A 13321-nucleotide genomic window follows, 5' to 3' on the forward strand; every position below is an offset into this window, starting at 1 on the left:
GATTCTATTTATGAAATTAGTCTAAAAATAATAGAAAATGACTTCAAAAACTGGAAGAATACGATATAATAAGACCAAGAGAAATTGTAGATCACCTTTCTGGTGGTTGAGATGATACAGCAATGATAAGAAGGGAGATTTCAGTATGAAAGATTTTTTTGAAGATTTAGGAAAACGTCTGAGCGAGACAGCAGAGGCAGTGACAGCAAAGGCAGGAGATGCGATTGAGATACAGAAATTAAAAGCGCAGATCAGAGAGCTTGCAAGAGGAAATGCAGAAGATCTGATGGAACTTGGTCAGAGTATTTATGACAGATTTGAGAATGGAGAAGAACTGGATGAGGCTTCCAAGGGACTGTGCGAGGCAATTGCAAGCCGCAAGGAAAGCATAGAAGAGTATGAGAATAAGATTGAAGGGCTCAAAGGTGCGTGTGAGTGTACACGGTGTGGCAAGATGGTTGCGAAAGATATGGCTTTCTGCCCATACTGCGGATCACCTGTAGCAGAGGAAGAAGATATTTTTGAAGCGGATGATCTGGCTCAGGAAGTAAGAGAAGAGGCAGAGGAAGCAGAAGAGATCGTTGCAGAGGCTGCTGAAGCAACAGTTGAGGCGGTTACTGAGGCCGCAGAAGAAGCAGTGGATGCAGTAGAAGAGTCTGTGAAAGAAGAGACAGAAGAATAGTTTCAAGGAATTAAGGGAGAATGGAACGTGAAGGTTGTTATATTAAGTTTTACACAGGCAGGAACAAGACTTGGTGAGAGAATTGGAAGTCAGTTCCGGAACGAAGGGATTACGTGTCAGAACTATGCACCTGCCGGATATGCTTTCGCTGACATTCTTCCGTTTCCGGACAATCCAAAAGAGCTGATCAGGGAAGGATGGGGAGAGACATCCTTCCTTTTTATTGGTGCAGTTGGAATTGCAGTGAGATATATTGCACCTTATGTAAAGGATAAATTCACCGATTCAGCGGTCGTAGTCATGGATGAAAAATCAGGATATGTGATTCCACTGCTGTCAGGACATCTCGGGGGTGCGGTGGAACTTTCCAATCAGCTTGCAGTATGGACCGGTGCAGTTCCGGTACAGACAACAGCGACTGATGTTCAGGGGAAATTTGCAGTAGATGTTTTTGCAAAGAAGAATCACCTGTATCTTACAGAGCGCGAAGCAGCGAAGCAGATATCAGCCGCAGTGCTGGATGGAAAGCAGGTCGGTCTGTGGATCGGTGAAGGACTGGTATTTGAACAGGAAGATTTTCAGAAAAGCTGTTTAAAAGAACTTATACTATGTGGTTCACAGGAAGAATTGTACTCCTTTGCAGAGGAACATCCTGTGATCGTGATCACAAAGACCGCAGAAGAAGGGAGACAGTTCGTGGAATCCCTAGCGGGTTCTCTGTGGGGAGATGTCAGGAATAACGTATGTGGATGTGAGCGTAAGCCATGCATTCTCCTTTTGTATCCAATCAATATCACGGCAGGAGTAGGCTGTAGAAAACAGATTTCAAAAGAACTTTTTGAAAAGGGGCTAAACGATGTTCTGGAAGGGTATGGACTTGAACCTACGCAGTTAAAACAGCTTGCATCGATTGATCTTAAGAAAGAAGAACCTGCGATTTTGGCCTATGCGCAGAAATATAAAGTACCGTTTGCAACTTATCCGGCAGAACAGTTAGAGAAGATTACAGAGGTATCAGCCACATCACGGTTTGTGAAACAGGTGACAGGTGTTGACAATGTGTGTGAGAGAGCTGCACGGACAGCAGATGCTGACGGAGAACTGCTGTGTCCCAAGTGCATAAGAGAGCAGATGACGGTGGCATTGACAGAGACAGAAGTAACACTTCAATTTTAAAACGAAAGAAAGTTCCAACAAGTTGAAGAAAACGTGTTTTTGCTTTATAATCAGTGACAGAGTAAAAAGAAAGGGTTCGATGGATGATTATGAAAGAGCATACGCATTTCCGTGAGGACGGAACAGAATATATCCATGCGCATCATAACGGAGATGGGGTGGCAGAGTCACATGTACATCATCACGACCATGGCGGCACAGGACATGTTCACCGTCATGTACACAGTGCAGAAGAAAAGAAGAAGGTAATGAATCGTTTATCCAGAGCAATCGGACATCTTGAGGCAGTGAAGCGAATGGTGGAGCGCGATGAAGATTGCAGTGAAGTGCTGATCCAGCTTGCGGCAGTTCGTTCTGCAATCAATAATACAGGAAAAGTGATTTTGAAGAATCATCTGGATCATTGTATTGTGGAAGCTATTGAGCAGAATGATATGGAGACAATCCGTGCTCTTGACGAGGCAATTGATAAGTTTATTAAATAAATGTAAATGTGGGTGATTTGATGAAGAAAAATATTCTTATTTTTGCCGGTACGACAGAGGGACGACAGCTGGCAGAATACGCCGTTAAAAAAGGAATTCCCTGTATCGTAAGTGCTGCGACAGAATATGGGGAAGAACTATTGGAAAATGATCTGCAGTTGCAAAAAGAGAAGCATAAGAAATCAGAACTTCGAGTGATCCAAGGACGTATGGATCAGCAGGAGATGGAAGCATTCTTTGAAAAAGAGCAGGTGGGGCTTGTCATAGATGCGACGCATCCGTTTGCAGTTATAGTGACGGAAAATATACAGCGGGCATGTAAAAACAGCGGAATAGAGTATTTACGATGTTTAAGAGATTTTTTGACAGAAGAAAGGACAGTCAGGTCAGAAAAGTTTGCTTGTGAAAGAACAAATGCGATTACTAAGAGTGACAGTTCTGTAGTCTGTGTGAATAGCGTGGAAGAGGCCGTGGACTATCTCGAGCAGACGCAGGGAAATATACTGATAACAACAGGCAGTAAAGAACTGGATAAATATACTCGTTTGACAAATTATAAAGAGCGGTGCTATGCAAGAGTACTTTCCGTACTCCCTTCAGTGATGCAGAGTATAGATCTCGGATTTTCAGGGAAGCATCTGATTGCAATGCAGGGCCCGTTTTCCAGGGAAATGAATCTTGCACTTCTTCATCAGACAGAGGCAAAATATTTCGTAACAAAAGAATCCGGAAAGAATGGAGGATTTGCAGAAAAGCTTGAAGCAGCAGAGCAGGCAGGTGCAGTTCTTCTCGTAATTGGAAGGCCGATAGAAGAAGGCTTGTCGGTAGAGGAAGCAGAACAGGAGATGAGAAAATGGAACAGGGATTGATACACATTTATTGTGGAGACGGAAAAGGAAAGACATCAGCGGCAATCGGACTTGCAGTCCGTGCTGCAGGAAGTGGACTTAAGGTTTTATTTACCCGGTTTTTAAAAAATGAATCTTCCGGAGAACTGGCGATTCTCGATGATATTTCTCAGATTAAAGTACTTCATCTTGAAAAGTCTTATGGCTTTTTTAAAAATCTTTCCGAAGATAAAAAGCAGGAAGTAAGGGAAACTTACTTGCAGCTTTGGAGAGCGATTGAACTGGAGATTCTTACCGGAAGATATGATGTGCTTGTGATCGATGAGTTTATGGCGGCTTATAGGTATGATCTCATCCCGAAGGAAGAAGCGATCGAGTTCCTGGAGAAGAAACCAAAAGAACTGGAGATTGTATTGACTGGACGAAATCCGGATGAAAAACTTATTGAACTTGCAGATTATGTGTCAGAAATCAAGAAAGTGAAGCATCCGTTTGATCAGGGAATCTACGCGAGAAAAGGGATTGAATATTGATGAAGGAAATCGGAAGAACAAGATCGGGACTTCAGATGGGATATACGACCGGAAGCTGTGCGGCAGCGGCGGCAAAAGCGGCAGCAGAGATGTTATTGTCGGGAGAAGAGATTCGCCAGGTGAGACTGCTGACGCCGAAGGGCATTGAACTGTATCTTGAGTTGGAAGAGATCATGCGTAAGATGTCAGAAGTTTCATGTGCAGTGCGAAAATACAGTGGAGACGATCCGGATGTGACGAATGGAATACTTGTTTATGCAACAGTTCAAAAGGTAGAGAAGAAGAGTAAAATAAATTCGGAGAATAGTGTGGATCTTTCCGAGAAAATCAATCTGGATGGTGGTATAGGAATCGGCCGTGTAACGAAGCCTGGACTGGAACAAAAAATCGGTCAGGCAGCAATCAACAAAGTACCGCGGAGAATGATCTGCGAAGCAGTAGAAGAGGTTTGCGGAAAGTATCAATATACAGAAAATCTGAAAGTGATTATATCCGTGCCGGAAGGGGCAGTGGTTGCGAAGAAGACATTTAATCCAAGACTGGGAATCGAGGGAGGAATCTCAATCTTAGGAACAACAGGTATCGTGGAACCAATGAGTGAGAAGGCACTGACAGATACGATTTATCTGGAAATGAAGATGCTCAAAGAAAATGGAACAGATTGGTGTTATGTTGTTCCGGGTAATTATGGGATGGACTTTTTGCGGGAAAATCTGCAGGTGGATACAGCACTTTCTGTAAAATGCAGTAATTATGTCGGCGAGACAATTGAGGATGCAAAGCTTCTTGGAATGAAAGGAATCTTGTTGATCGGACATATAGGAAAGTTTATTAAGCTGGCCGCAGGAGTGATGAATACGCATTCCAGACAGGCGGATTGCCGAATGGAAGTACTTGGTGTGCATGCGGCTATGAATGGCGCGGATGCAGCAGTTGTGCGGGAAATCATGGATTGTATCAATACAACGGAAGCAATGGAAATACTGCGCAGGGAGAAGTTGATTGAGCCGGTGATGGAAAGTGTGATGAAACGTATTGAATTCTTCTTAAAGACCAGAGCAGGAGAAGAATTGGAAATCGGTGTGATTTTATTTTCAACAGAGGATGGCATTCTTGGAAAGTCAGAAAATGCGGATGAGTTGTTAAAGAAGATACAGGAGAATAGATGAAACAAGCAGGAAAATTTTATGGAATCGGAGTGGGACCGGGAGATCCTGAATTAATGACATTAAAAGCAGTTCGAACAATCAAAGACTGTGATGTAATAGTACTTCCGGTTTCAAATAGAGAATTGACAGAGCCGCTACTGCTAGAACAAAATGATATGGAAAACAGAGCAGCAGGATATTTAGAAAGCTGTACAGCTTACCAGATTGCAGTGCAGACAGTTTCAGAACTTAAGGAAAAGCAGATTCTCTTTCTCCCAATGCCAATGATCAAAGATAAGGAAAAGCTGAGAAAGATTCATGCACGAGGAGCAGAAGTGATAGAGCAGTTTCTTGAGAAAGGATGGAATCTGGCATTCCTGACGTTAGGAGATCCAACGGTTTATTCTACTTGTATGTATGTGGAACAGATGATTGAACGGGATGGCTATCAGGTTGAGACAGTTTCAGGAATCCCATCTTTTTGTGCAGCGGCTGCAAGACTGAATCAGCCACTTGCAGAACGAGAAGAGCAGATTCATATTTTACCGGGTTCTTATGAGTCGGGAGAAGGTCTGCAGTTATCGGGAACAAAGATTTTGATGAAGACCGGGAAAAAGATGGGACAGATAAAAGAGTTTTTACAGGAAAGCAGTCAGGATATCTGTCTTGTAGAAAACTGTGGGATGGACAGGGAACGTATTGTCCGGTCGGTTGAAGAGGTTTCAGAAGATATGGGGTACTATTCCCTTCTAATTGTAAAAGACAAGAAAAAACAGTAAAGGCAGGAAGAATTATGATTACATTTGTAGGAGCAGGTCCGGGAGCAGAAGATCTGATCACAGTACGCGGACAAAGACTTTTGAAAGAAGCAGACATCGTGATCTATGCGGGTTCCCTTGTGAACCCGGGATTACTTAAATTGTGTAAAGAAGAGTGCGAGATATATAATAGTGCAAAGATGACATTGGAAGAAGTGTTAGAAGTGATGGTGAAGGGCTATGGGGACGGAAAAGAAATCGTACGTCTGCATACAGGAGATCCTTGCCTTTATGGTGCTATCCGAGAGCAGATGGATGAACTGAAGAAACTTGAGATACCATATGAAGATTGTCCGGGTGTCAGTTCATTTTGCGGAGCTGCGGCAGCACTGGAAGCAGAGTATACATTGCCGGGGATCTCTCAGTCTGTCGTGATCACGAGAATGGCGGGAAGGACACCAGTGCCGGAGAAAGAGTCAGTCAGAAGCTTTGCGGCACATCAGGCGACGATGGTTTTATTCTTGAGCACAGGACTGTTAAAGGAACTTTCAGCAGAATTGATCGAAGGCGGATACAGCGAAGATACACCGGCAGCGATTGTTTATAAAGCGACCTGGCCGGAACAGAAAGTACTTCGCTGCACAGTAGGAACGCTGGAGCAGACTGCACGCGAGGCGGATGTCACAAAGACAGCGTTGATTGTTGTTGGAGAAGTGCTTGACGGGACTTATGAGAGATCAAAACTTTATGATCCGACATTTACAACAGAATTCAGACAGGCCTCCTGTTCTAAGAAAGATTCAGGACAAACTGGAGAGGAACAAAGCACAGAGATAAGACAGGAAGCAGAGGAACAGAACAGATGAGTACAGTATATGTAGTAGGACTCGGACCGGGAGCAGAAGAGCAGATGACAGTGTGTGCACAGAAAGTATTGGAGCATTGCCCTGTTTTGATTGGTTACAATGTTTATATTGATCTTGTGAAAGAGCAGTTTCCTGATAAGATATTTTTGAGCACTCCGATGCGGAAAGAACCGGAACGCTGCAGAATGGCATTTGAAGAAGCAGAAAAAGGTCAGGACGTTGCAATGATTTGTAGTGGAGATGCCGGAGTGTATGGAATGGCAGGATTAATCTTTGAAATCGGAAAAGAATATCCTGAGATTCAGATAGAAGTTGTTCCGGGAATTACAGCGGCATCAGGAGGTGCAGCTGTTCTTGGAGCGCCGCTCATGCATGATTTCGCAGTGATCAGCTTAAGTGATCTTCTGACGCCGTGGGAGACGATTGAGAAGCGTCTGCATGCGGCAGGAATGGCTGATTTTGTCATCTGCCTTTACAATCCGTCAAGTAAGAAGCGCGCAGATTATCTGCAGAAAGCCTGTGATATACTGCTTCAGTACAGAGATGTGGGAAATATCTGCGGTTATGTGAAGAATATCGGACGTGAAGGGGAAACATATCAGATTCTGTCATTGAAAGAACTTAGAGATACAAAGGTGGATATGTTTACAACCGTGTTTATCGGAAATTCAAGGACGATGAAACTGAATGGGCGGATGGTGACACCGAGGGGGTATAAACTTTAAATGAAATCACAGCAAATTATACTTGCGGGAATAGGAATGGGATCTGGTGATGTAATCACAGAAGAAGTCAGACAATTGATAGAAGAGGCGGATTGTCTGATCGGAGCAGAACGAATGATTACGAGTGCACAGAAGATTCGTAGCATGAATGGATTAAGTATGCGTCAGTGTGAGGGAAACAACAGGAATGAAGGAGTCTTTATTAAGGAATATCGTACAGAAGAGATTGTATCCTATATAAAAGAGCACAAAGAACATAGTAAAATAGGAATTCTTCTTTCGGGAGATACAGGATTTTATAGTGGTGCGAAAAAACTGAAAGAGCGATTGACGGAAGTATGTTCTGATCAGATAGAGATTTATTCAGGGATTTCCTCACTTTCTTATCTTGCATCAAAAGTCGGTGTTTCCTGGGAAGATGCAAAAATCCTAAGTCTCCATGGAAAAGACATGAATTTTGTTCAGACGATCCACAGACATCAGAAGACCTTTCTGCTTCTTGGAGGAAAAGACACGGGGCGTCATTTCTATGAGACATTACTAGAGTATGGCTTAGGGGACGTGCAGGTTCATGTGGGATGTCAGATGTCTTATGAGGAAGAAAAGATACTTTCGGGCAAATTGTACGAGATGAAGGCAGAAGATTTTGAAGGACTTTGCGCAGTTCTTGTAGAAAATCCATCTTATTATAAGGCGGCCGGTATGCATCTGAAAGATGAAGAATTTCTCCGAGGAAAGGTGCCAATGACGAAGTCGGAAGTACGTTCTGTCAGTATAGCAGAGCTTGAATTAACCGAGGATGCAATTGTGTATGATATCGGTGCAGGAACAGGTTCTGTTTCTATAGAAATCGCACGTGCAGGTGAGCAGATTCGTGTATATGCGATTGAGAAGAATCCGGAAGGAGTGAAACTGATCGATCAGAATCGGAAGAAATTCAGGACAGACGGAGTGCGAATCATAGAAGGGCTTGCGCCACAGGCATTAGGGGAACTGGAAACACCGACACATGCATTTGTCGGTGGAAGTTCGGGAAACTTACGAGAGATTGTTCAATTACTTCAGAAGAAAAATCCGGATGTACGAATCGTAATTAATGCAATTTCTCTTGAGACCGTAAGTGAAGTGATGGGGCTTGTGGAAGAGGGAATCCTTCCCGATGCGGAGATTCTGCAAGTGAGTGCAGCAAGATCAAAGGTTCTTGGAAGATATCATATGATGATGGGACAGAATCCGGTTTATATTATTTCCGCAGGTGGAAGAAAGCCTGGACAGGTATAAGATGAGAGAAAAGGAAACAAACAGACAGGAGAATCATGAGAAAAATGAAAGAGAATGCTTGCAATAATAAAAATCAGAAAAAAAATCCAGGTTTTTTGTTGTCTGCTGTTTCCAGTAATAGTGGAAAGACAGCTGCAGCCTGTGGCCTGATGTCTGCATTTAAACAAACGGGAAAGCGTGTATGTGCGTGTAAATGCGGCCCTGATTATATAGATCCGATGTTCCACAGGGAGGTTCTTAGCGTTGATTCTAAGAATCTGGATCTGTTCTTCTCGGAAGAAGAAGTTTTGAAAGAGGAATATCTAAGGCATACGAAAGATGCAGATATTACTATAACAGAAGGTGTTATGGGATTCTATGACGGAATGTCTCTTGGTTCTGTAAAAGGAAGCTCTTATGATGTGGCGAGAACACTGGGACTGCCGGTGATTCTTGTGATTAATGCAAGAGGTGCAGCAATGACACTTGCAGCCATGGTGAAAGGAATTGCTGAATTTCGTTCGGATAGCAAGATTCGTGGAATTCTCTTAAACAGAGTATCCGCAATGCTATATCCAAGATTAAAAGAAATGTTGGAGAATGAACTGGCGAGAATCGGGCATGACGAGATTAAAATTGTCGGTTACATGCCGGAAAATGAAGCTTTTCATCTGGAAAGCCGTCATCTGGGACTTGTAACACCGCAGGAAATGGAAAATCTGCAGGAGAAGGTAAGACAGGCGGGAGAAATTCTGGCAAAAACAGTGGATCTTGAATTGCTCGAACAGATTGCCGGTGAAGCAGCAGTATGGAAAGCAGAAGTTTCAGAAGAATCGGAAAAGATTGGAAGTTTAAAAAGTCTGAACTACCCTGTTCGAATCGCAGTGGCGCGTGACGAAGCTTTCTGTTTTTATTACAAAGATAATCTTGAACTATTAGAAAGCCTTGGCTGTGAAGTGATAGAATTCAGTCCGCTTCATGATAAAAAACTTCCTGAAAATGTGAAAGGAATTCTTCTCGGTGGCGGTTATCCTGAACTGTATGGAAAAGAATTGGCAGAAAATCAGAGCATGCTTGAATCAATAAGAAGAGCATTGGATGATAAGATTCCATGTCTGGCAGAGTGTGGCGGATTTATGTATCTTCATGAAGAGATGGAAGACACAGATGGAAACGTCTGGAAACTAGTTGGGCGAATCAAAGGAAAAACATTTCCGACAGGTAAACTGGTTCGATTTGGATATGTGAATTTACAGAGGAATCTTGATGAGGATCAGATTTCTGAGCTTAAAGAACGGATGAGTATAGCGGACAGCTGGATTCTTCCGGATGAGAATATCCGTGCACACGAGTTTCATTACTGGGATAGCACAGACAGTGGAAGTGACTGTCTTGCTGTCAAGCCGGATGGAAAGAGAAGATGGAAATGCATGCATCTGGAAGAGAATCTCGTGGCGGGATATCCGCATTTGTATTATCCATCTTGTAAAGAATTTGCGGAGCGTTTTGTAGAAAAATGCAGAAGCGGTTACAGAGAATAGAACAAAGAGAAACAGCAACAGATGTCGTTATAATAACATCTGCTGCTGTTTTTTTAGGTTCTATGAAATATCTAGATCAATCGGTTCGTCCAAATGTTCGGAAACATATTTTCCATTTTTCTTCCGTTGCCTGACGCACTCAGTCAGAAGATATTCAATCTGACCGTTTACGGAACGAAAATCATCTTCTGCCCAGGCTGCGATTGCGTCATACAGTTTAGCGGAGAGACGGAGAGGAACCTGCTTCTTTTTATTATCTTTTTCAGCCATTTCTAGTATAGACTTCCAGAATTAATGATTGGCTGTGTGTCATGGTTTCCACACAGAACAACAAGTAGATTGGATACCATAGCAGCCTTACGTTCTTCATCCAGTTCTACGACTTCTTTCTCGCTTAATTGATCCAGAGCCATTTCAACCATGCCGACTGCTCCGTCTACGATCATCTTTCTCGCATCGATGATAGCAGAAGCCTGCTGACGCTGAAGCATGACAGCAGCAATTTCAGGTGCATAAGCAAGATATGTAATTCTCGCTTCAATGATCTCAAGACCAGCATCCGTTACTTTAGTCTGAATCTCTTCGCGGATTCGCGCTGCAACAATCTCACTGGAGCCACGGAGACTTCCCTCATCAGCCTTTCCGTCACCGGTTGTATCGACATCAGGAGCAGTGTCATATGGATAGATGCGGACAATATTACGAAGAGCACCATCACACTGAAGTGAGAGATATTCTTTATAATTATCAACATTAAAGACAGCTTTCGCAGTATCTACGACACGCCATGTTACGGCAATACCAATCTCAATCGGATTTCCGAGACAGTCATTGATCTTCTGACGGGAGTTGTTCAGTGTCATAACCTTGAGAGAAATCTTTTTGCTTGAAGACTCTTCAGTGGTTCCTGTTGTAGAAACACCCAAGAGGCTGGAAAGATTTGCTCCCTTCTTGGAATTGTTATCAACATCTCCACTCTGACTCAACTTTGTCTTGGAAGCAGGGTTTACACTGGTACAGAATGGATTGACAAAATAGAATCCGGCTTCTTTCAGTGTACCGATATAGTTTCCAAAAAGTGTAAGAACCAGAGCTTCCTGTGGTTTCAGCACTTTCAGTCCAAGGAATGGAACCCATCCAATACATAGCCAGATAATGCTGACAACCAGTCCAGCGATAACTGGTGGAGCTGAGAATTCATGTTCCAGTGCAATTGCGGACAGAACGCATCCTGCTATTGCAATCAGATAGAGCAGACAAAAGAGCAGAAGCATTCCCATTCCGTTTTTCTTATTTGATAATATTTTTTCATTCATAGTGATTCCTCCTCTGGAAATAAAATGAAATTTATTTGATATCATTATGATATCACTTTTGGAAAAGAAGTCAATAATTTTTGGATAAAACCAAGAAATTTAACAAAATCAATGCAACCGCAAATCAAGTCAACAAAAAGAAAAAGCTGTGAAAGATAAGCAATTTCATCTTTCACAGCTTCTATTCACATATTTATTCTATCAATCCCAGAATTTTGGAATACAAGAACAATCTTACAGCTGAGGACCTGCAGCAACAAGTGCTTTACCAGCTTCATTTCCTTCGTATTTAACGAAGTTCTTGATGAATCTCTGAGCAAGGTCTTTTGCCTTAACATCCCACTCAGCAGCGTCAGCGTATGTGTCACGAGGATCAAGGATTCCTGTGTCAACACCCTCAAGCTCTGTAGGTACTTCGAAGTTGAAGTATGGGATTGTCTTTGTAGGAGCTTTGTTGATTGCTCCGTTAAGGATAGCGTCGATGATTCCACGAGTATCTTTAATGGAGATACGTTTTCCTGTTCCGTTCCATCCTGTGTTAACAAGGTAAGCCTTAGCTCCGCTAACTTCCATCTTCTTAACAAGTTCCTCTGCATATTTTGTAGGATGCAGTTCAAGGAATGCCTGTCCGAAGCAAGCTGAGAATGTTGGTGTAGGCTCTGTAATTCCACGCTCTGTACCAGCAAGTTTTGCTGTAAATCCAGACAGGAAGTAGTACTGTGTCTGATCCTCTGTCAGGATAGATACCGGAGGAAGTACTCCGAAAGCGTCTGCAGACAGGAAGATTACATTCTTAGCTGCCGGTGCAGAAGATACTGGACGAACGATGTTCTTAATGTGGTTGATCGGGTAAGATACACGAGTGTTCTCTGTTACGCTCTTGTCGGCAAAGTCGATCTTTCCGTTCTCATCAAGTGTAACGTTCTCAAGAAGAGCGTCACGAACGATTGCGTTGTAGATGTCTGGCTCAGACTCTTTGTCAAGGTTGATAACCTTAGCGTAGCATCCACCCTCGAAGTTGAATACTCCGTTGTCATCCCAACCGTGCTCGTCATCACCGATGAGGAGTCTCTTAGGATCTGTGGAAAGTGTTGTCTTACCTGTTCCTGAAAGACCGAAGAAGATTGCTGTGTTCTCTCCGTTGAGGTCTGTGTTAGCTGAGCAGTGCATGGAAGCAATTCCCTTAAGTGGAAGGAAGTAGTTCATCATAGAGAACATACCTTTCTTCATCTCTCCGCCGTACCATGTGTTAACGATAACCTGCTCTTTGCTTGTGATGTTGAAAAGTACAGCTGTCTCAGAGTTAAGTCCGAGCTCTTTGTAGTTCTCAACTTTAGCTTTGGAAGCATTGTAAACAACGAAATCTGGCTCGAAGTTCTCAAGTTCTTCCTCTGTTGGCTGAATGAACATATTTGTTACGAAATGTGCCTGCCAAGCTACTTCAACGATAAAACGGATTGCCATACGAGTATCTTTGTTAGCACCGCAGAATGCATCTACAACGAAAAGTCTCTTGTTAGAGAGCTCTTTGATTGCGATATCTTTAACAGCTGCCCAAGCTTCTTCTGTAGCCGGGTGGTTGTCGTTCTTGTATTCATCAGATGTCCACCAAACTGTATCTTTGGAGTTCTCATCCATAACGATGAATTTATCTTTAGGAGAACGTCCTGTGTAAACACCTGTCATAACATTGACAGCACCGAGTTCACTTTCCTGTCCTTTTTCAAAACCTTCAAGTTCCGGTTTTGTCTCTTCTTCGAATAATAATTCGTAGGAAGGGTTGTATACGACTTCTGTTGTTCCAGTAATGCCATACTTACTTAAATCAATTTTTGCCATCTTACATATACCTCTTTCTTTCTAATGATAGAATAAAATGCTGCTCATGCAAGTCCTTTCATACTCCTTTTTTAATTATACATATTATGTGAAGAAAATCAATAAAATCCGTAATTTTTAACAAAGAACTGGAAAAAATGAAAG

Annotated in this window: 14 protein-coding genes; 11 read left to right on the plus strand and 3 right to left on the minus strand. The window is 42.7% G+C overall.

Annotation, left to right across the window (positions count from 1 at the left end; genetic code table 11):
- Positions 1 to 145 precede the first annotated feature (145 nt).
- From DXB52_RS06560 to DXB52_RS06610, 11 genes are all read left to right on the plus strand, one after another.
- Positions 146 to 682, plus strand: a complete 537-nt coding sequence (locus tag DXB52_RS06560) for a zinc ribbon domain-containing protein (protein ID WP_118106794.1) — start codon at positions 146 to 148, stop codon at positions 680 to 682.
- A 27-nt stretch (positions 683 to 709) separates the two neighbouring features.
- Complete coding sequence (locus tag DXB52_RS06565; protein WP_118106795.1) at positions 710 to 1858, plus strand: cobalt-precorrin 5A hydrolase; 1149 nt, start codon at positions 710 to 712, stop codon at positions 1856 to 1858.
- A gap of 83 nt (positions 1859 to 1941) precedes the next feature.
- Complete coding sequence (locus DXB52_RS06570) at positions 1942 to 2343, plus strand: metal-sensing transcriptional repressor (protein WP_118106796.1); 402 nt, start codon at positions 1942 to 1944, stop codon at positions 2341 to 2343.
- 20 nt (positions 2344 to 2363) lie between these two features.
- The gene (cobK, locus tag DXB52_RS06575) at positions 2364 to 3212 is read left to right on the plus strand and encodes a precorrin-6A reductase (RefSeq protein ID WP_118106806.1); all 849 of its coding nucleotides are present in this window, start codon (positions 2364 to 2366) and stop codon (positions 3210 to 3212) included.
- The gene (locus DXB52_RS06580) at positions 3197 to 3724 is read left to right on the plus strand and encodes a cob(I)yrinic acid a,c-diamide adenosyltransferase (protein ID WP_118106797.1); all 528 of its coding nucleotides are present in this window, start codon (positions 3197 to 3199) and stop codon (positions 3722 to 3724) included. The genes cobK and DXB52_RS06580 overlap by 16 nt, the downstream gene beginning before the upstream one ends.
- Entirely contained in the window at positions 3724 to 4893 is a 1170-nt protein-coding gene (cbiD, locus tag DXB52_RS06585) for a cobalt-precorrin-5B (C(1))-methyltransferase CbiD (protein WP_181989172.1), read from the plus strand. The genes DXB52_RS06580 and cbiD overlap by 1 nt, the downstream gene beginning before the upstream one ends.
- Positions 4890 to 5651, plus strand: a complete 762-nt coding sequence (cobI, locus tag DXB52_RS06590) for a precorrin-2 C(20)-methyltransferase (RefSeq protein WP_118106799.1) — start codon at positions 4890 to 4892, stop codon at positions 5649 to 5651. The genes cbiD and cobI overlap by 4 nt, the downstream gene beginning before the upstream one ends.
- Positions 5652 to 5665: 14 nt before the next feature.
- Positions 5666 to 6496 (plus strand): precorrin-4 C(11)-methyltransferase, encoded by an 831-nt coding sequence (cobM, locus tag DXB52_RS06595; protein WP_118106800.1) that lies wholly within the window; start codon positions 5666 to 5668, stop codon positions 6494 to 6496.
- A complete protein-coding gene (gene cobJ, locus DXB52_RS06600) occupies positions 6493 to 7221 on the plus strand; it encodes a precorrin-3B C(17)-methyltransferase (protein WP_118106801.1) in 729 nt (242 codons plus the stop codon). The genes cobM and cobJ overlap by 4 nt, the downstream gene beginning before the upstream one ends.
- On the plus strand, positions 7222 to 8502 hold the full coding sequence (cbiE, locus tag DXB52_RS06605) for a precorrin-6y C5,15-methyltransferase (decarboxylating) subunit CbiE (RefSeq protein ID WP_118106802.1): 1281 nt from the start codon (positions 7222 to 7224) through the stop codon (positions 8500 to 8502). It begins immediately after the preceding gene.
- Between the two features lie 35 nt (positions 8503 to 8537).
- The gene (locus DXB52_RS06610; RefSeq protein ID WP_330677904.1) at positions 8538 to 10022 is read left to right on the plus strand and encodes a cobyrinate a,c-diamide synthase; all 1485 of its coding nucleotides are present in this window, start codon (positions 8538 to 8540) and stop codon (positions 10020 to 10022) included.
- 60 nt (positions 10023 to 10082) lie between these two features.
- Here the strand turns inward: DXB52_RS06610 and DXB52_RS06615 are convergent, their stop codons facing one another.
- The 3 genes from DXB52_RS06615 to pckA form a co-directional block, all read right to left on the minus strand.
- The gene (locus tag DXB52_RS06615) at positions 10083 to 10292 is read right to left on the minus strand and encodes a type II toxin-antitoxin system antitoxin (protein ID WP_015527809.1); all 210 of its coding nucleotides are present in this window, start codon (positions 10290 to 10292) and stop codon (positions 10083 to 10085) included.
- Positions 10293 to 10294: 2 nt separating this feature from the next.
- Positions 10295 to 11338, minus strand: coding sequence for an SPFH domain-containing protein (locus DXB52_RS06620; protein WP_054753497.1), 1044 nt, complete (start codon positions 11336 to 11338; stop codon positions 10295 to 10297).
- Positions 11339 to 11572: 234 nt separating this feature from the next.
- Positions 11573 to 13177, minus strand: coding sequence for a phosphoenolpyruvate carboxykinase (ATP) (gene pckA / locus DXB52_RS06625; RefSeq protein WP_055156784.1), 1605 nt, complete (start codon positions 13175 to 13177; stop codon positions 11573 to 11575).
- Positions 13178 to 13321: the final 144 nt, after the last annotated feature.

This window comes from Ruminococcus sp. OM04-4AA (assembly GCF_003462585.1).
GTDB classification, from domain to species: domain Bacteria; phylum Bacillota; class Clostridia; order Lachnospirales; family Lachnospiraceae; genus Mediterraneibacter; species Mediterraneibacter faecis.

What these genes read in the sequence shown, in the direction of transcription:
- cbiD (WP_181989172.1), top strand. Translation starts at nt 3,724, where the DNA reads ATGAAGGAAATCGGAAGAACAAGATCGGGACTTCAGATGGGATATACG.
- cobJ (WP_118106801.1), top strand. Translation starts at nt 6,493, where the DNA reads ATGAGTACAGTATATGTAGTAGGACTCGGACCGGGAGCAGAAGAGCAG.
- DXB52_RS06580 (WP_118106797.1), top strand. Translation starts at nt 3,197, where the DNA reads ATGGAACAGGGATTGATACACATTTATTGTGGAGACGGAAAAGGAAAG.
- cobM (WP_118106800.1), top strand. Translation starts at nt 5,666, where the DNA reads ATGATTACATTTGTAGGAGCAGGTCCGGGAGCAGAAGATCTGATCACA.
- pckA (WP_055156784.1), bottom strand. Translation starts at nt 13,177, where the DNA reads ATGGCAAAAATTGATTTAAGTAAGTATGGCATTACTGGAACAACAGAA.
- cbiE (WP_118106802.1), top strand. Translation starts at nt 7,222, where the DNA reads ATGAAATCACAGCAAATTATACTTGCGGGAATAGGAATGGGATCTGGT.
- DXB52_RS06620 (WP_054753497.1), bottom strand. Translation starts at nt 11,338, where the DNA reads ATGAATGAAAAAATATTATCAAATAAGAAAAACGGAATGGGAATGCTT.
- DXB52_RS06570 (WP_118106796.1), top strand. Translation starts at nt 1,942, where the DNA reads ATGATTATGAAAGAGCATACGCATTTCCGTGAGGACGGAACAGAATAT.
- DXB52_RS06615 (WP_015527809.1), bottom strand. Translation starts at nt 10,292, where the DNA reads ATGGCTGAAAAAGATAATAAAAAGAAGCAGGTTCCTCTCCGTCTCTCC.
- cobI (WP_118106799.1), top strand. Translation starts at nt 4,890, where the DNA reads ATGAAACAAGCAGGAAAATTTTATGGAATCGGAGTGGGACCGGGAGAT.
- DXB52_RS06610 (WP_330677904.1), top strand. Translation starts at nt 8,538, where the DNA reads ATGAGAAAAATGAAAGAGAATGCTTGCAATAATAAAAATCAGAAAAAA.
- DXB52_RS06560 (WP_118106794.1), top strand. Translation starts at nt 146, where the DNA reads ATGAAAGATTTTTTTGAAGATTTAGGAAAACGTCTGAGCGAGACAGCA.
- cobK (WP_118106806.1), top strand. Translation starts at nt 2,364, where the DNA reads ATGAAGAAAAATATTCTTATTTTTGCCGGTACGACAGAGGGACGACAG.